Annotated in this window: 16 protein-coding genes; 7 read left to right on the forward strand and 9 right to left on the reverse strand. The window is 69.7% G+C overall.

All coding sequences use genetic code 11. The features are described 5' to 3' along the window. Positions 1-204 precede the first annotated feature (204 nt). From O9335_RS01980 to O9335_RS02000, 5 genes are all read right to left on the reverse strand, one after another. Positions 205-996: an SDR family oxidoreductase gene (locus O9335_RS01980; RefSeq protein WP_298382764.1), complete on the reverse strand. Its 792-nt coding sequence runs from the start codon at positions 994-996 to the stop codon at positions 205-207. Further along, complete coding sequence (gene lptC, locus O9335_RS01985; RefSeq protein WP_298382768.1) at positions 993-1,685, reverse strand: LPS export ABC transporter periplasmic protein LptC; 693 nt, start codon at positions 1,683-1,685, stop codon at positions 993-995. The genes O9335_RS01980 and lptC overlap by 4 nt, the downstream gene beginning before the upstream one ends. After that, positions 1,685-2,260 carry an HAD family hydrolase gene (locus O9335_RS01990; protein WP_298382771.1) on the reverse strand — a complete coding sequence of 192 codons (576 nt, stop codon included), beginning with the start codon at positions 2,258-2,260 and terminating at the stop codon, positions 1,685-1,687. Before O9335_RS01990 ends, lptC begins: the two co-directional genes overlap by 1 nt. A 79-nt stretch (positions 2,261-2,339) precedes the next feature. Next, entirely contained in the window at positions 2,340-3,314 is a 975-nt protein-coding gene (locus O9335_RS01995) for a KpsF/GutQ family sugar-phosphate isomerase (protein ID WP_298382774.1), read from the reverse strand. A 13-nt stretch (positions 3,315-3,327) separates the two neighbouring features. After that, complete coding sequence (locus O9335_RS02000) at positions 3,328-4,110, reverse strand: exodeoxyribonuclease III (RefSeq protein ID WP_298382777.1); 783 nt, start codon at positions 4,108-4,110, stop codon at positions 3,328-3,330. 332 nt (positions 4,111-4,442) lie between these two features. Here O9335_RS02000 and pyrE point away from each other — a divergent pair, with 332 nt between their 5' ends. Together pyrE and O9335_RS02010 are read left to right on the forward strand one after the other, a co-directional pair. Next, positions 4,443-5,108 carry an orotate phosphoribosyltransferase gene (gene pyrE, locus O9335_RS02005; protein WP_298382780.1) on the forward strand — a complete coding sequence of 222 codons (666 nt, stop codon included), beginning with the start codon at positions 4,443-4,445 and terminating at the stop codon, positions 5,106-5,108. A 1-nt stretch (position 5,109) separates the two neighbouring features. Then, positions 5,110-5,829, forward strand: a complete 720-nt coding sequence (locus O9335_RS02010) for a DUF4124 domain-containing protein (RefSeq protein ID WP_298382785.1) — start codon at positions 5,110-5,112, stop codon at positions 5,827-5,829. A gap of 39 nt (positions 5,830-5,868) precedes the next feature. On the opposite strand, the gene gatB is transcribed toward O9335_RS02010, so the two are convergent. Genes gatB through gatC form a run of 3 tightly spaced genes read right to left on the reverse strand, consistent with a single transcriptional unit; the run spans position 5,869 to position 9,108 of the window. Beyond that, positions 5,869-7,320 carry an Asp-tRNA(Asn)/Glu-tRNA(Gln) amidotransferase subunit GatB gene (gene gatB, locus O9335_RS02015; protein ID WP_298382788.1) on the reverse strand — a complete coding sequence of 484 codons (1,452 nt, stop codon included), beginning with the start codon at positions 7,318-7,320 and terminating at the stop codon, positions 5,869-5,871. 1 nt (position 7,321) lies between these two features. After that, positions 7,322-8,812 (reverse strand): Asp-tRNA(Asn)/Glu-tRNA(Gln) amidotransferase subunit GatA, encoded by a 1,491-nt coding sequence (gatA, locus tag O9335_RS02020; RefSeq protein WP_298382790.1) that lies wholly within the window; start codon positions 8,810-8,812, stop codon positions 7,322-7,324. Next, positions 8,809-9,108 carry an Asp-tRNA(Asn)/Glu-tRNA(Gln) amidotransferase subunit GatC gene (gene gatC / locus O9335_RS02025; RefSeq protein ID WP_298382792.1) on the reverse strand — a complete coding sequence of 100 codons (300 nt, stop codon included), beginning with the start codon at positions 9,106-9,108 and terminating at the stop codon, positions 8,809-8,811. Before gatC ends, gatA begins: the two co-directional genes overlap by 4 nt. 243 nt (positions 9,109-9,351) lie before the next feature. Between gatC and O9335_RS02030 the strand changes: the two genes are divergently transcribed. From O9335_RS02030 to rodA, 5 genes are read left to right on the forward strand one after another with little or no spacing between them, the layout of a single operon-like run. Then, on the forward strand, positions 9,352-10,395 hold the full coding sequence (locus O9335_RS02030) for a rod shape-determining protein (protein ID WP_127683544.1): 1,044 nt from the start codon (positions 9,352-9,354) through the stop codon (positions 10,393-10,395). 16 nt (positions 10,396-10,411) lie between these two features. Continuing rightward, positions 10,412-11,344: a rod shape-determining protein MreC gene (gene mreC, locus O9335_RS02035; protein ID WP_298382803.1), complete on the forward strand. Its 933-nt coding sequence runs from the start codon at positions 10,412-10,414 to the stop codon at positions 11,342-11,344. After that, positions 11,341-11,862, forward strand: coding sequence for a rod shape-determining protein MreD (gene mreD / locus O9335_RS02040; RefSeq protein WP_298382805.1), 522 nt, complete (start codon positions 11,341-11,343; stop codon positions 11,860-11,862). The genes mreC and mreD overlap by 4 nt, the downstream gene beginning before the upstream one ends. 24 nt (positions 11,863-11,886) lie before the next feature. Next, positions 11,887-13,869 (forward strand): penicillin-binding protein 2, encoded by a 1,983-nt coding sequence (gene mrdA, locus O9335_RS02045; RefSeq protein ID WP_298382810.1) that lies wholly within the window; start codon positions 11,887-11,889, stop codon positions 13,867-13,869. Then, entirely contained in the window at positions 13,866-15,032 is a 1,167-nt protein-coding gene (gene rodA / locus O9335_RS02050) for a rod shape-determining protein RodA (RefSeq protein WP_298382812.1), read from the forward strand. Before mrdA ends, rodA begins: the two co-directional genes overlap by 4 nt. Positions 15,033-15,055: 23 nt before the next feature. Here rodA and O9335_RS02055 read toward each other — a convergent pair whose 3' ends face one another. Next, positions 15,056-15,778: a MipA/OmpV family protein gene (locus tag O9335_RS02055; protein ID WP_298382815.1), complete on the reverse strand. Its 723-nt coding sequence runs from the start codon at positions 15,776-15,778 to the stop codon at positions 15,056-15,058. Positions 15,779-16,026 lie beyond the last annotated feature (248 nt).

Genomic DNA, 16,026 nt, shown 5'->3' on the forward strand with positions numbered 1-16,026 from the left:
CCGCGGGGGGCGGCCTTGGCAAGGGGACGACGCAAGCGCCCCTGTTCAGGGGCGTGGCGGGGAGTGGCGGTGACGGCGCGAGCAGCGCGCCGGTCAGGGCCTCAGCAGGGGTGGAGCACCTTCAGCATGTCGTCCTCCTTCGGGCGGGGGCCCGTGCGTTCGCGAGAGCCGCGCAGTGTAAGCAGCGCCTTGGTCGGCAACAAGTCAGTCGGCGGCGCGCTTCTTGCGGGCGCGGCCGCTGAAGAGCCGGTCGAACACGCCGTTGGGCAGCAGGCGCATCAACTTGGCCACCACGCCCATCTGCCAAGGGATGACGCGGTAACTGTCGCCCTGCGCGATGGCGCGGAAGGCGCGCTCGGCAAACGCCTCCGCCGTCATCAGGAAAGGCATGCTGTAAGCGTTGCCCCGCGTCAATGGGGTGTCGATGTAGCCGGGCACGATGGTCACGACCTTCACCCCGGCGGCCCGGCACTCCAGCCGCAGGCTTTCGCAGTAGGCCACCACCCCGCTCTTGCTGGCGCAGTAAGCGCCATGGCCCGCCAGACCGCGGATGGCGGCCACGCTGGCCACGCCCACCAGGGCCCCTTGGCCGCGCTGGCGCATGGGCTCGATGAAGGGCTGGAAGGTGGCGGCGGTGCCGAACAGGTTGGTGGTCACCACCTGCTGGAACACCGGCAAGTCGTCGGCCAGGGCCGTGTCCACACCGATGCTGATGCCGGCGCTGGCGATCACCACCGCCGGCAGGCCCTGCTGCGCGATGCATTGCTGCGCTGCGGCCGCCATGGAAGCCGCGTCGGCCACATCGGCGGCGTAGACCGCCCAGCGTTGCGGCTCCAGCTGCTCGGCCGTCGCCCAGTCGGCCACCACGCCCGTGCGCCGGGCCACCAGCGCCAAGCGGTAGCCGGCTCGGTAGTAGCGCAAAGCCAGCGCTTGACCGATGCCACTGGAAGCGCCAGTGATGAAAACGACGGGCTGGTGCGGGGCGAGGGCGTTCATGGCGAGCGGGCGCTGCGGGGTGGCAGTTCGGTGCGGCTGGGCCCGCCGAAGCGCAGCTGGCCGTTGGTGTGGTCGTACTGGAAGCCGCGCACCGTCATGCGCGCGCCGCCGCCGGTCAGCACCAAGGCGTTGGCGGTGGTGCGGGCCTGGCGGGCGTCGATCAGCAGCTCCAGGGCGTCGGTGCTCAGGCTCAGATCGGCCGGCGCGTCGCCGCCTTCCTCGCTGCGTTGAAGGCGCTGCAGCCGCACCTGACCCTTCAGGTTGAGGCTGCTGCCATCGCGCGGGCCCTCGGCCTGTTTGGCCTGCGCCGTCAGCCATTGCCCGTCGGCGTTGCGGGTGCGCACCGTCACGCCATCGATCTCGATGCGGTCGGTGTCGGGGTAATGCCTCAGGGCCTCGCCCCGCACCCACGCCTGCACCTGCCCGCTGGCGTCGAAGCGTTGGAGTTCGAAACCCGTCATTTCGTAGTCCGGCTTGTGGCGCGGCGGGATCGGCACGGTCGGTCCGTCGGGCGAGGGGGACTGCTTGACCAGCCATCCCGTGCCCGCGGCCAACAGCGCGAGCACCACCAAGGGCAGGTAATGGCTCAGCCAGGCCTGCACGCGCCAAGCCAGCGGCTGGCGCTGCCGCTTGCGGCCGTGTGCCGCGCCCGACAGGGGCGCCAGCGTGGAAGCCTCGCCTCCGGCCATCAGCGCCCGCCGTCCAGCGTTTGCAGGTGGCTTTGCAGCAGCTCGCCGTAGCGACCGTTGGCGACCAGCATCAGGTCGCAGGCTTCGCGCGCCGCACCGTAGCCGGCAGGCGCCTGGGTGATGTGGTGGGCGATGGCGCGCACCTCGGCGTGGGCCTGCGGCGGGGCGATGGCCAGCGCGGCGCGCGCCATCAGCGGCAGGTCGGGCCAGTCGTCTCCCATGGCGGCCACATCGGCCCAGTCCACCCCCAGCGCCGCCAGCAGCGGCTCGGCTGCGGCCAGCTTGTCCTTCACCCCATAACGGGCGTGGGCGAGGCCCAGATCGGCCACGCGGCGGCGCACGGCGGGCGCATCGCGGCCGGTGATGACGATGGGCTCGATGCCCCCTTCACGCAGCAGCTTGAGTCCATGCCCGTCCAGCGTGCTGAACGCCTTGAAAGATTCGCCCTGCTCGCCGATGTAGATGCGCCCATCGGTCAGCACGCCATCGACATCGAAGATCGCCGCCTTGAGCCCCATCGCGCGGCCTTGGGCGCGCAGCAGGATCTCGGGCGAAAAACTCAGGGTGGGTTTCATCGGGTCCGCGCCCGCTCGGCCGCCCGGAGGTCGCGGCGGCCCCCTCGGGGGGTGGCGACTGCAAGGAGACTGGGGGCGCTCATATCACTTTCGCCCGCATCAGGTCGTTGATGCCGATGGCGCCGATCAATCTGCGCTCGGCATCGAGCACCAGCACCACCGTGATGCGCGCTTCTTCCATCAGGTCGGCCGCATCCACGGCCAGGGCGTCGGCGCTGACGGTGCGCGGCGTGCGGTGCATCACCTCGGAGGCCGTGAGGCTGCGCAAGTCTTGCCCGCGCTCGATCAGCCGACGCAAATCGCCGTCGGTGAAAACGCCCAGTAGGCGATCATCTCCGTCAACCACAGCAGCGCAGCCCAAACCCTTGGCCGACATCACGCGCATCATGTCGGTGAAGGGCGCGTCGGGTACCACACGTGGCAGGGCGTCACCGCTGCGCATCAGGTCCTTCACATGCGTCAGCAGCTTGCGGCCCAGCGCACCGCCCGGGTGGCTGCGGGCGAAGTCTTCGGGGCGAAAGCCGCGGGCGTCCAGCAGGGCCACGGCCAGCGCATCGCCCAGGGCCATTTGCGCGGTGGTGCTGGCGGTGGGGGCCAGGTTCAGCGGGCAGGCCTCTTGGTCGACGCGCGAATCGAGCACCACGTCGGCGTGGCGGCCCAAGGTCGAATCGGCGCGGCCGGTGATGGCGATCAGCGTCACCCCCAGGCGCTTGAGCACCGGCAGGATGGCGGCCAACTCGTCACTCTCGCCGCTGTTGGACAGGGCCAGCACCACGTCGTGCGGCGTCACCATGCCGAGGTCGCCATGGCTGGCTTCGGCCGGGTGCACGAACAGCGCTGGCGTGCCCGTGCTGGCCAAGGTGGCGGCGATCTTGCGGCCCACGTGCCCGCTTTTGCCCATGCCCATCACCACCACCCGGCCGGTGCAGGCCAAGACGGCCGCGACGGCCGCTTCCATGGGCGCGCCCACGCGGTCGACCAAGGCCGACAGGGCGGCGGCTTCGATGCGCAGGGCTTCGCGGGCGGCCTCGATGGCGCGGGGAGCGGCGGTCATGGCCTCAGTTTAGTTACAGCAGGAAGTCGTAATCCATCACCAGCGGCGCGTGGTCGCTGAAGCGCGGCTCCCGGTGGATGTGCTCGCGCCGGGCCGTGGCCGCCAGGCCCGGCGTGGCGATTTGGTAGTCCAGCCGCCAGCCCACGTTCTTGGCATAAGCCTGCCCGCGTTGGCTCCACCAGGTGTACTGCTCTTCTTGGGTGTTGAGCGTGCGGAACACGTCCACCAGGCCGGCCTCGCCGAACAGGGCGTCCAGCCAAGCTCGTTCTTCCGGCAGGAAGCCGCTGTTCTTGAGGTTGCCCTTCCAGTTCTTCAGGTCGATGGGCCGGTGGGCGATGTTCACGTCCCCCACCAAGATGAACTCGCGCTCGGCCTTCAGCGCCCGCAGGTGCGGGCCCATCAAGGCCAGAAAGCGGAACTTGGCCTCCTGTCGCTCGGGGCCGCTGCTGCCGCTGGGGAAGTAGCAACTGATCAGGCTCAAGCGCCGCCCCGGCTTGTCGTACCGCACCTCCACCCAGCGGCCCTCGGCGTCGAACTCGGGCGAGCCCAAGCCCACGATCACATCGCTGGGGGTCTGCTGAACGTACAGCCCCACGCCCGAGTAGCCCTTCTTCTCGGCGTAATGGAAATGTCCTTGCAGCGGGCCGCAGCGGTCGAACTGGCCGGCGACGACGTCGTGTTGGGCCTTGAGTTCTTGCACGCCCACGGCATCGGCCTGCTGGGTGGGCAGCCAGTCGAAAAAGCCTTTGGTGGCCGCCGAACGGATCCCGTTGAGGTTGGCGGTGATCAAGCGCATGGCGTGGGGTCCTGAGGGGCGGCGGTGCGGGGCCAGGATTCTGCCGCGCAGACTCCTAGGAGTCTGCGCGGCAGAAGCCCAGGCCGTCGCCGAGATTTAGGGGGCGAAAGGCTAGGCGCTGGCGACGCCGCGTGGCGGGCTACGTCAGGAGCCGGCAACGACGCTTGTCGCCCCCGGGGCTCGGCCCGAAGGGTGGCCCCTGGATCCGGCGCATGCGTTGTCGCTCCTTCTTGTGGACACGAGTCCACGGCGGCGTCGCTCCTAGCCTGCGCCGGACCAGGGGCCACGCCGGCCTGGGCTTCTGCCGGGCAGACTCCTAGAATCGGCCGACCATGCGCCAGGACCGCACCGCCCAAGACTTCATCGCGTTTGCCGTTCAGGCCGGCGTGCTTCGCTTTGGCGAGTTCAAGACCAAGGCCGGGCGCTTGAGCCCCTACTTCTTCAACGCCGGCTTGTTCGACGACGGCGCCAAGCTCGACCGCTTGGCCAGTGCCTACGCCCAACGGCTGCTTCCTCACGCGGGCGATTTCGATCTTGTCTTTGGCCCGGCTTACAAGGGCATCACCCTGGCGGCGGCCTTGGCCATGGCCCTGGCCCGGGCCGGGCACAACAAGCCCTACGCTTACAACCGCAAGGAAGCCAAGGACCACGGCGAGGGTGGCGTGCTCGTGGGCGCGCCTCTGGCGGGACGACGCGTGCTCATCGTCGACGACGTCATCAGCGCCGGCACCTCGGTGCGGGAAAGCATCGCCCTGATCCGCTCAGCCGGTGGCACGCCGGTCGCGGTGGCCATCGCGCTGGACCGTCAAGAAAAAGGCGTGGCCGACGGCCAAGACCTCAGCGAATCGGCCGTGCAGCAGGTGCAGCGCGAACACGGCTTGGCGGTGCACGCCATTGCCACCCTGGCCGACCTGTTGGCCTTCGTTCACGACGATCCGCAGGCCCGTCAGCATGCCGAAGCGGTGCACGCTTACCGTCAGCGCTACGGGGTGGCCTGAGATGCCTGCCTTCCGTGGCCCCCGCTGGCTGCTTGGTTTGGCCCTGGGCGCTGCGGTGACCGGCGTTGCACAGGCCGCCATTTACAGCTGCGTGACTGCCGACGGACGGCGGCTGACTTCCGACATGCCGATCCGTGAGTGTCAGTCTCGCGAGCAACAGGTGCACGGTCGTGACGGATTGGTGCGTGAAGTGCGTCCGCCTGCCTTGTCGCCCGAGGAGGCGGCAGCCCTGGAGCTGAAGAAGCGCGACGAGGTCGCCGCGCGCGCGGCGCGTGCCGACGCCGCGCGATTCGACCGCAACCTGCTGGCTCGCTACCCCCACCTTGCGGCCCACAACAAAGCGCGCAGCGTGGCCTTGGACGACCTCAGCCGCGCTCAGCAGGTCTCGGAGTCCCGGTTGGTGGAACTGGCCAAGGAGCGCAAGGCGCTGGACCAGGAGGCCGAGTTCTATGTCGGCAAACCCCTGCCGCCCAAGCTACGGCGTTTGGTAGACGCCAACGACGCCGCCCGAGGGGCGCAAGAAACCGCCATCGCCAACCAAACCCTGGAAAAGGCGCGGGTCAATCGGCGCTACGACGTGGAACTGGTGCGTCTCAAGAAGCTTTGGGCTGGGGCTGCGGCCGGCTCTTTGGGGCCGCCGCCCCACCCGTCCGAGTGGGAGTTGCCGGCCGGCGCGCCCGCGGCACCAGGGCCGAAACCGCCCCCGCCTCGCCAGCCCTGAGCTTGACCAACGGGGCGCGCCGCGGCGCGCTCTGCGGGCTCAAGAGGTCAGCTTCTTTTTGAGCAGCTCGTTCACCAGGCCCGGGTTGGCCTTGCCCTTGGTGGCCTTCATGGCTTGCCCGACCAAGGCGTTGAAGGCCTTGTCCTTGCCGGCGCGGAACTCTTCCACCGACTTGGCATGGGCCGCCAGCACCTCGTCGAGGATGCGCTCCAACTCGCCCGTGTCGCTCATCTGCTTGAGGCCCTTGGCCTCGATGAGGGCGTCGACGTCGCTCGATTCGCCGGCCCACAGGGCGTCGAACACCTGGCGCGCGGCGTTGTTGCTGATGGTGCCGTCGCCGATGCGGGCGATGAGCTGGGCGAGCAGCGCGGGACCGACCGGCGCGGCCTCGATGCCCTTCTCCTCGGCGTTCAAGCGCCGCGAGATCTCGCCCATCACCCAGTTGGCCACCAGCTTGGCCGGCGCACCGGCGGCCTTGGCCGCCTCGTAGTAGCGGGCCACGGGCAGGCTGGCGGTCATCATCTGCGCGTCGTAGGCCGGCAGGCCGTCCGCCTGCTCGAAGCGCGCGGCCATCACGGCCGGCAGTTCGGGCAGATCGGCCTTCACGCGTTCGATCCAGTCGGCGCCGATCATCAGCGGCGGCAGGTCGGGGTCGGGGAAGTAGCGATAGTCGGCCGCGTCTTCCTTGGTGCGCATGGCGCGCGTCTCGCCCGTGTCGGGGTTGAACAGCACCGTGGCCTGCTGGATGGGCAGGCCGTCTTCGATGCGGTCGATCTGCCAGTTCACCTCGAAGTTCACCGCCTGGATCAGGAACTTGAAGCTGTTCAGGTTCTTGATCTCGCGCCGCGTGCCGAAGGGTTGGCCCGGCTTGCGCACGCTGACGTTCACGTCGCAGCGGAAGCTGCCTTCTTGCATGTTGCCGTCGCAGATGCCCAGCCACATCACCAGCGCGTGCAGGGTCTTGGCGTACTCGCAGGCCTCTTCGGCGCTGCGCAACTCGGGCTCCGACACGATCTCCAGCAGCGGCGTGCCCGCACGGTTCAGGTCGATGCCCGACATGCCGTGGTAGTCCTCGTGCAGGCTCTTGCCCGCGTCTTCCTCGAGGTGGGCGCGGGTCAGGTTGACCGTCTTCTTCGTGTCGCCCACGTAGAAGCTGATCTGACCGCCTTGCACCACCGGGATCTCGTACTGGCTGATCTGGTAGCCCTTGGGCAGGTCGGGGTAGAAGTAGTTCTTGCGCGCGAAGATGGACAGCGGCGCCACGTGCGCGCCCACGGCCAGGCCGAAGCGGATGGCCCGCTCCACCGCGCCGCGGTTGAGCACCGGCAGCGTGCCGGGCAGGGCGAGGTCCACGGGGCTGGCCTGCGTGTTGGGCGCGGCGCCGAAGGCGGTGCTGCTGCCCGAGAAGATCTTGGACGCGGTGGACAGTTGGACGTGGTTCTCCAGGCCGATGACGACCTCGTAGCCACGGATCAGTTTCGGGGCGCTCATCTCAAACTCCGGCCGGGGCGACCCGGTGCCAGTCGGTGGCCTGCTGCAGCGCGTGCGCGGTGTGCAGCAACTGGCCCTCTTGGAAGTAATTGCCCAGCAGTTGCAGGCCCACGGGCAGGCCGTGCGCGCCCGTGCCCACGGGCACGCTCATGCCGGGCAGGCCGGCCAGCGAGCCGGGCAGGGTGAAGATGTCGGCCAGGTAGGCCTTCACGGGGTCGTCGCCCTGCTCGCCCAGCTTCCAGGCCACCGTGGGGGCGACCGGGCCGGCGATCAGATCGCAGTGCTGGAAGGCCTGCTGGAAGTCGTCGGCGATCATGCGGCGCAGCTTTTGCGCCTGCAGGTAGTAGGCGTCGTAGTAGCCGTGGCTCAGCACGTAGGTGCCGATCAAGATGCGGCGCTGCACCTCGGCCCCGAAGCCTTCAGTGCGGGTGCGCTGGTACAGGTCCAGCAGGTCCTTGGGCGACTCGGCGCGGTGGCCGTAGCGCACGCCGTCGAAGCGGCTCAGGTTGGAGCTGGCCTCGGCCGGGGCAATGATGTAGTAGACGGGAATGGCCAGCTCGGTGCGCGGCAGGCTCACCGGCACCAGGGTGGCGCCCAAACGCTCCAGCGCGGCCAGGCCCTCGCGCACGGCGGCGTTCACGTCGGCGTCCAGCGCAGCGGGGAAGAACTCGGCGGGCAGCCCGATGCGCAGGCCCTTGAGCGGCTGCTCGGCGGTGGCGCCAGGGCGCGCGGCCTTCATCTCGGCGACGAAGTCGGGCGTGGGCTGCTGCAGGCTGGTGGCGTCGCGCTCGTCAAAGCCGGCCATGGCCTGCAGCAGCAGCGCGCAGTCTTCGGCCGAGCGGGCCATGGGGCCGGCTTGGTCCAGCGACGAGGCGAAGGCGATCATCCCGTAGCGCGAGCAGCGGCCGTAGGTCGGCTTGATGCCGGTGATGCCGGTGAAGCTGGCCGGCTGGCGGATGGAGCCGCCGGTGTCGGTGCCGGTGCAGCCGGGCAGCAGGCGCGCGGCCACGGCGGAGGCGCTGCCGCCGGACGAGCCGCCGGGCACGCGGCTGCGGTCCCAGGGGTTTCGCACGGGGCCAAAGGCGCTGTTCTCGTTGGCCGAGCCCATCGCGAACTCGTCGCAGTTGAGCTTGCCCAGGCTCACGGCGCCGGCCGCGGCCAACTTCGCGACGACGGTGGCGTCGAAGGGGCTGCGGTAGCCCGCGAGGATCTTGCTGCCCGCCGTGGTGGGATGGGCGGTGGTGACGAAGATGTCCTTGTGGGCGATGGGCACGCCCAGCAGCGGGGCGCCGTCGCCCTGCGCGCGGCGGGCGTCGGCGGCGTCGGCCGCGGCGCGGGCGCCGGCGGCGTCCAGGTGCAGGTAGCAGCCCAGGTCGGCGTGGGTGTCGGCACGGGCCAGCAGCGCGTCGACCCAGGCGCGGCTGGTCAGCGTGTCGGCGTTCAAGCGGGCCAGGCCGTCGGCCACGCCCAGGGTGTGCAGGTCGGCGCTCATTCGATCACCTTCGGCACCAGGAACAGGCCGTCTTCCACGGCCGGGGCGCTGCGTTGGTTGGCCTCGCGCTGGTTGCTTTCGGTGACCGCGTCGTCGCGCAGGCGCAGCGCGACTTCTTGGACGCTGGACAGCGGCGTGTACAGCGGCGCCACGCCCGAGGTGTCGACCGCACGCATGGCTTCCACGATGTTGAAAAAGCCGTTCAACTGGCCCAGCAGGGCCTCGCGCTGCGCCGGGCTCGGGTCGAGCCGGGCCAGGCGCGCGATGGTGTTCACGTCGTCGGGGGTCAGGGCCATGGGGCGAGGGTCAGGTCAGGGCAGGCGCGCGGTGCTGCGGGCCGGGCCGCGTGCTCACAAAAAAGCCAAGCGGCCCAACGGCTTAGGGGCCGTTTCCTAGAGGCACGCCAGGGGCGATCGGCTATTATCGCGGGCCCTTTTCAACGAGGCCGCCAGGGCGCGAATCCCGAGGCGGCCTCGTCGTATTCACGGCCCGTCCGCGCGCCCCGCGCCACGGCCCACCCCGACCGCCTCGCCCGCACCATGTTCCGCTCCCTGCGCCGCTACCTTTCCTCCGACCTGGCCATCGACCTCGGCACCGCCAACACCCTGATCTACGTCCGCGACAAAGGCATCGTGCTGGACGAGCCCTCGGTGGTTGCCATCCGCCACGAGGGCGGCCCCAACGGCAAGAAGACCATCCAAGCCGTGGGCAAGGAAGCCAAGGCCATGCTGGGCAAGGTGCCCGGCAACATCGAGGCCATCCGCCCGATGAAGGACGGCGTGATCGCCGACTTCGTCGTCACCGAGCAGATGATCAAGCAGTTCATCCGCATGGTGCACCCGCAAAGCATGATGCGCCCCAGTCCGCGCATCATCATCTGCGTGCCCTGCGGCTCCACCCAGGTCGAAAAGCGCGCGATCCGCGACGCCGCCCTCGGTGCCGGCGCCAGCGAGGTCTACCTGATCGAAGAACCGATGGCCGCCGCGATCGGCGCCGGCCTGCCGGTGAGCGAGGCCGCCGGCTCGATGGTCATCGACATCGGTGGCGGCACGACGGAGGTGGGCGTCGTGTCTTTGGGTGGCATGGTCTACAAGGGCAGCGTGCGCGTCGGCGGCGACAAGTTCGACGAGGCCATCATCAACTACATCCGCCGCAACTACGGCATGTTGATCGGCGAGCCCACGGCCGAGGCCATCAAGAAGCAAATCGGCTCGGCCTTCCCGGGCAGCGAGGTGCGCGAGATGGAGGTCAAGGGCCGCAACCTCAGCGAGGGCGTGCCGCGCAGCTTCACCATCAGCAGCAACGAAATCCTCGAAGCGCTGACCGACCCGCTGAACCAGATCGTCTCGGCCGTCAAGAACGCGCTGGAGCAAACCCCGCCGGAGCTGGGCGCCGACATCGCCGACCGCGGCATGATGCTCACCGGCGGTGGTGCGCTGCTGCGCGATTTGGACCGCCTGCTGCGCGAAGAAACCGGCCTGCCCGTGCTGGTGGCCGAAGACCCGCTGACCTGCGTGGTGCGCGGCTGCGGCATGGCCCTGGAGCGCATGGAGCGCCTGGGCTCGATCTTCACGAGCGACTGACCATCCGGGAGGGGCGATGGCCCTGGGCACGCTCGATCGGCGCCCGCCGCCGTTGTTCCGGCAGGGCACGTCGGCTTTCAACAAACTGCTGGTGTGCGGGGCCCTGGCCCTGGGGTTGATGGTGGCCGATGCTCGCCTGGGCCTGACCCAGCCCCTGCGCGCCGCACTGGCCGGGGTGATGGCGCCCGTGCAGCGCGTGTTGGCGGCGCCGCTCAACACCGCGGAAGCGATGGGCGACCTGCTGCGTGGTGCCGAGGCGGCGATGAAGGCGGAAGCCCAGGCCCGTGAGCGATTGGCGGCGCAGGCCTTGGTGCTGGCCCGCACCCGCCACCTTGAAGCGGAGAACGCCCACTTGCGCCGCCTGTTGGCCCTGAGTGCCAGCGTGCCCGCGGCCACCCAGGCGGCCGAGGTGCTGTTCGAGTCGGGCGATCTTTACGGCCGCCGCATGGTGATCGACCGCGGTCAGCGCGACGACTTGTCACCCGGCTCGCCCGTCATCGACGAGCGCGGCGTGCTCGGGCAGGTGCGTCGCGTGCACCCGACCACGGCTGAGGTGGTGCTGCTGGCCGACCGCGACAGCAGCATCCCCGTGCAAAACGCGCGCACCCAGGCGCTGTACATCGCCATGGGCGGCGAGCGAAGCGCCGGCTTGGCGCTGCGCTTTGTGGCCGCCAACGCCGACATCCGCGAGGGCGACGTGTTGCGCACCTCGGGCCTGGACGGCGTGTACCCCCCAGGCCTACCGGTGGCCCGCGTCGAGCAGGTTCAGCGCCAGGGCGACAGCGTGTTCGCCACCGTCACGGCGCGGCCCTATGCCGTGGTCGACCGGGCGCGGCAGGTGCTGGTCTTGGGCACGCCCGATCGCGTGTCTCAAGCGAGGGCCGAGGCCGCCAGCGCGGCGGCGTCCGCCCCCCCGGCCCGCCCTTCTGCGCGCGGAGGTCGCCCATGATCATGCCGCGTGGCGCCGGGCAGTTGCTGCTGCCGGCTCGACCCTGGTTCATCGCGCTGAGCTTGGGCTTGGCTTTGCTCGTCGACATGGTGCCCGTGGGCCGCGAACCGGCCTGGCCCAGCGTGCTCGCACTGGTGCTGGTGTTCTGGAACGTGCACCAGCCGCGCCGAGTGGGCGTGGGTTGGGCCTTCGCGTTGGGCTTGCTGATGGACGTGCACCAAGGGGCCTTGCTGGGTCAGCACGCCCTGGCCTACAGCCTGTTGGCCTTCTTGGCCGTGACCCTGCACCGCCGGTTGTTGTGGTTCGGCGTGCTGGAGCAGGCGCTGCAGGTGTTGCCGTTGTTCGCGCTGGCGCACGCCGTGCAGTTGGTGGTGCGTCTGGGCATGGGCGGCATGGCCCCTGGCTGGGGCTTGTTGCTCGCCCCCGTTTTCGAGGCCCTGCTGTGGCCCCTGGCTTCTTGGTTGTTGCTGGCGCCCCAGCGTCGCGCGCCCGACCGTGACGCGCACCGGCCGCTGTGAGGCCGCGCGTGTGTTCGAGCCCACATGACGTTCTTTGACGACGGCATCGGCGCGCTGCTGCGCTTTCGCCTGCGCCTGTGGGTGGCCGCGGGCTTCGTGCTGGCCTGCTTTGGCCTGTTGGTGGCGCGGCTCGTGTTCCTGCAGGTCGTCAAACACGACGAGCTGCTGGCTCAGGCCGAGTCCAACCGCGTCACCGTCTTGCCGGTCACACCCAGCCGCGGCCTGATCAAGGACCGCCACGGCGTGGTGTTGGCCACCAACTACTCGGCCTACACGCTCGAGATCACGCCCAGCCAACTGCAGGGCGACTTGGATCGGGTCATCGACGAGCTGGCCCAGGTGGTGAACATCGAGCCCAAAGACCGCCGCCGCTTCGCCCGCTTGCTGGCCGATGGCAAGCGATTCGATTCGCTGCCCATCCGCACCCGGCTGAGCGATGAGGAGGTGGCCCGTTTCACGGCCCAGCGCTGGCGCTTTCCGGGCGTGGACGTGCAAGCGCGGCTGTTTCGCCAGTACCCGCTGGGCGAGGTGGGCTCGCACCTCATCGGCTACATCGGCCGCGTCTCGGCGCGCGACCGCGAAGCCATGGAAGCGTGGGACGAAGAGCGCCAAGCCAACTACCGCGGCACCGACTACATCGGGAAGCTCGGGCTGGAACAGGCCTACGAGGAGTCTTTGCACGGCACCACCGGCTTTCAGCAGGTGGAAACCAGCGCCGGCGGGCGCGCGGTGCGGCGACTGAGCTTCCGTCCGGCCACGCCCGGACAGACCTTGCACCTGTCCATCGACATCCGCCTGCAGCACTTGGTGGAAACGATGTTTGGCGACCGCCGTGGTGCCCTCGTGGCCTTGGACCCGCGCACGGGCGAGGTCCTGGCCTTCGTCTCTAAGCCGGGTTTCGACCCCAACCTGTTCGTGGACGGCATCGACCAAGACAGCTGGCAGGCGCTGAACGAATCGCCCGACAAGCCGCTGCTCAACCGGGCCATTCGCGGCACCTACCCGCCAGGCTCCACCTACAAGCCCTTCATGGCCCTGGCGGCGCTCAACACCGGCGCCCGCAGCCCCGACACCATCATCAACGACACCCTGGTCTTCCATTTCGGCGGGCGTGCGTTCGGCAGCCCCGAGAACGAGCGCGGTGGGGCGATGAACATGCGCCGCTCCATCGTCGAGTCCAGCAACGTTTACTACTACACCTTGGCCAACCAACTGGGCGTGAACACCATCCACGACCAGATGGCGCCCCTGGGCCTGGGTCAACGCACCGGCATCGACCTGCCGGGCGAGGTGACCGGCTTGCTGCCCAACACCGCCTGGAAAGAGCGTGTGCTCAAGACGAAGTGGTACCCGGGCGAGACCATCAGCCTGGGGATCGGTCAGGGCTACAACGCCTTCACCCCGCTGCAGGTGGCGCAGGCCACGGCCACCCTGGTGTCGGGCGGTCAGCGCTACGCGCCGCGCTTGGTGCGCGAGATCGAAGACCCGCTGACCCACACCCGCACCCGGCTGAGCGGCGATCCGCGCCCGCCCCTGGCCTTCAAGCCCGAGCACATCGCCTTTTTGAAGGAGGCCTTGCACGGGGTGACCTACCAGGGCACGGGCACCCGTGTGTTCGCCGGCGCCAGCTACGAGAGCGGTGGCAAGACGGGCACGGCGCAGGCCGTGGGCTTGCGCAAGGGCCAGAAGTACAACGCCGCGCAAATGGCCGAGTTCCAGCGCGACCACAGCTGGTACATGGCCTTCGCGCCGGTGGAGGCGCCGACGGTGGCTTTGGCCGTGATCGTTGAAAACGCCGGCTTTGGTTCGGCCTCGGCGGCACCCATCGCCCGCCGCGTGTTCGACTACCTGCTGCTGGGCCAGGTGCCCAGCGAGGAAGACCTGGCCCTGGTGCGCGAGGGCCGCGCGGCCGCCCCTTCGGGCGTGCCGCGGCGCGTCAGCGATTGGCGCTTGCCGGGCGAGCCCCCGGCGGCAGCGGCCGTGGCGGCTTCGGGAGCATCGCGATGAGCGTCATTGCCCGTCCGCCGCTGTGGCGTCGTTTGCGCCCCCTGTGGCAGGACTTGGACGGCCCGCTGCTGCTCACCCTGCTGTGGCTCATGGCCTGGGGTCTGCTGGCCATGTATTCGGTGGGCTTTGACCACGGCACGCGCTTCGTCGATCACGCCCGCAACTTCGCCCTCGGGGCGATGGTGATGTTCGTTGTGGCGCAGGTCCCGGCCGCCAAGCTGGCCAAGATCGCGCTGCCCCTGTACGCCATCGGCGTGGCCCTGCTGGTGGCCACGGCTTTGTTTGGCTTGACGAAAAAGGGCGCCACGCGCTGGCTCAACCTTGGGGTCGCCGTCATCCAGCCCAGCGAGCTGCTCAAGATCGCCGCGCCACTGATGCTGGCTTGGTGGTTTCAGCTGAGAGAGGGGCAACTCAAGCTGTTGGACTTCATCGTCGCGTTTGCGCTGCTGGCCGTCCCGTTTGCCCTGGTGTTGAAGCAACCCGATCTGGGCACCGCGATGCTGATCTTGTTCGCCGGCCTGTACGTCATCTACTTTGCTGGCTTGAGTTGGAAGCTCATCGTGCCTGTGGTGGCGGCCGGGGCCGTGGGCATCGGGGCGCTGGTGTGGGCCGAGCCGACGATCTGCCAGGAGGGCGTTGACTGGAAGGTGCTGCGCGAGTACCAAAAGACCCGCGTTTGCACGCTGCTGGACCCCCACAAAGACCCGCTGGGCAAGGGTTTCCACATCCTGCAGGGCGAGATCGCCATCGGCTCGGGCGGCGTCATGGGCAAGGGCTTCATGCAGGGCACGCAAACGCACCTGGAGTTCATCCCCGAGCGCACCACCGACTTTGTGTTTGCCGCCTTCGCCGAAGAGTTCGGCTTGCTGGGGGCGTTGGCCTTGTTGGTGGGGTTCAGCGCGCTCATCTTGCGGGGCCTGGCCATCGCCGGGGCAGCGCCCACGCTGTTCGAGCGGCTGCTGGCAGGCGCCATCACGTTGAGCTTTTTCAGCTACGTGTTCGTCAACCTGGGCATGGTCATCGGCTTGTTGCCCGTGGTGGGCGTGCCGCTGCCCTTCGTGAGCTACGGCGGCACAGCGATGGTGATGCTGGGCTTGAGCCTGGGTCTGCTGCTGGCCATCGGGCGCAGTGGGCGCCGCGGGCGCCACCGCCCCAAGGCCTGAGCGGGGGCGTTTGACACGCCCCTTCAGTCCACGCCCGAGGCACTGCTGCGCGCCAGGGTCACGCTCACGCCCAAGCCCACCGTGGTGCCCGTGGTCTGCTTCACCAGGGGGCTGGCTCGGTTGGCCGCGCCGGCCAGGGAGTCGGTCCGCACGAAGCCGAACACGCGCCAGTCGCGGTTCAGCTCACGGTTGAAGGACGCCGACAGGCGCCAGGCCACCAAGCCACTGCGAGCCTGGTAGGCCGGGCGCAGGGCCGTTGCTTGGCTTGTCTTGACACCGTAGAAGGTGTCGGCCAGCGTGCGGTCGGCCACGATGGCGCCCAGACTCATGCTCGTGCGCCAGCCCTCAGCCGGGCGCCATCCGCGGGTCAACTCGGGCTCCAGCGCCCAGCCGCGGTGGCGCAGGCGGTCACTCAAGTCGAACACGCCTCTCAGAGGCAGGGCCAAGCGCCAGCCCCCGCTGGTCGAGCCCTCGCCCAGCCGCCATTTCAGACGCGGCCCGAACTCCACCAGATTGCCCAGGCGCTGCATGCCGCGCCGGGCCTCGATGTCGTCGCCCCCGCCGCCGAAGGACGCCGCTGCGCCGATGTCCAGCTCCCACTGCGCCGTGCGGGCCGCGCGCAGGCCGACGGTCTCGCCATCGGCCCGCAGCCAACGACCGCGGTACAGCGCGTAGGGCAGCACGCGCACGCGCCCCAGCTGCTGGTCCGAGCCGGGGTAGGCCTGCTGAGAAACGGCCAGGCCCACGGCCCCCAGCTCCCAGCGCGGCGGCCCTTCGTCGGTTTGCGCGTGGGCGCCCTGGGTCCGGGCGAAACCTGTGGCCAGCTGGGCGGGGGGGATCGGGCGAGGCGTCAGGGTGGGTTAAGGGTGGGTGGGTGGAAGGAGGGGCAAGGTCAGGTCGCTTCGGCACGGGGCACGGCGGGCAGGCGCAGGGTGAAGCGGGCCCCGGGGTGGGGGTCCGGGCCGCGGCGTTCCCGGGCGTCGTCCACCTCGAT

It is taken from the genome of Inhella sp. (assembly GCF_027532025.1).
In the GTDB taxonomy this organism is placed as follows: Bacteria; Pseudomonadota; Gammaproteobacteria; order Burkholderiales; family Burkholderiaceae_C; genus Inhella.

Coding starts and splice junctions, on each gene's coding strand:
- O9335_RS01980 (WP_298382764.1), bottom strand. CDS start 996: ATGAACGCCCTCGCCCCGCACCAGCCCGTCGTTTTCATCACTGGCGCT.
- lptC (WP_298382768.1), bottom strand. CDS start 1,685: ATGGCCGGAGGCGAGGCTTCCACGCTGGCGCCCCTGTCGGGCGCGGCA.
- O9335_RS01990 (WP_298382771.1), bottom strand. CDS start 2,260: ATGAAACCCACCCTGAGTTTTTCGCCCGAGATCCTGCTGCGCGCCCAA.
- O9335_RS01995 (WP_298382774.1), bottom strand. CDS start 3,314: ATGACCGCCGCTCCCCGCGCCATCGAGGCCGCCCGCGAAGCCCTGCGC.
- O9335_RS02000 (WP_298382777.1), bottom strand. CDS start 4,110: ATGCGCTTGATCACCGCCAACCTCAACGGGATCCGTTCGGCGGCCACC.
- pyrE (WP_298382780.1), top strand. CDS start 4,443: ATGCGCCAGGACCGCACCGCCCAAGACTTCATCGCGTTTGCCGTTCAG.
- O9335_RS02010 (WP_298382785.1), top strand. CDS start 5,110: ATGCCTGCCTTCCGTGGCCCCCGCTGGCTGCTTGGTTTGGCCCTGGGC.
- gatB (WP_298382788.1), bottom strand. CDS start 7,320: ATGAGCGCCCCGAAACTGATCCGTGGCTACGAGGTCGTCATCGGCCTG.
- gatA (WP_298382790.1), bottom strand. CDS start 8,812: ATGAGCGCCGACCTGCACACCCTGGGCGTGGCCGACGGCCTGGCCCGC.
- gatC (WP_298382792.1), bottom strand. CDS start 9,108: ATGGCCCTGACCCCCGACGACGTGAACACCATCGCGCGCCTGGCCCGG.
- O9335_RS02030 (WP_127683544.1), top strand. CDS start 9,352: ATGTTCCGCTCCCTGCGCCGCTACCTTTCCTCCGACCTGGCCATCGAC.
- mreC (WP_298382803.1), top strand. CDS start 10,412: ATGGCCCTGGGCACGCTCGATCGGCGCCCGCCGCCGTTGTTCCGGCAG.
- mreD (WP_298382805.1), top strand. CDS start 11,341: ATGATCATGCCGCGTGGCGCCGGGCAGTTGCTGCTGCCGGCTCGACCC.
- mrdA (WP_298382810.1), top strand. CDS start 11,887: ATGACGTTCTTTGACGACGGCATCGGCGCGCTGCTGCGCTTTCGCCTG.
- rodA (WP_298382812.1), top strand. CDS start 13,866: ATGAGCGTCATTGCCCGTCCGCCGCTGTGGCGTCGTTTGCGCCCCCTG.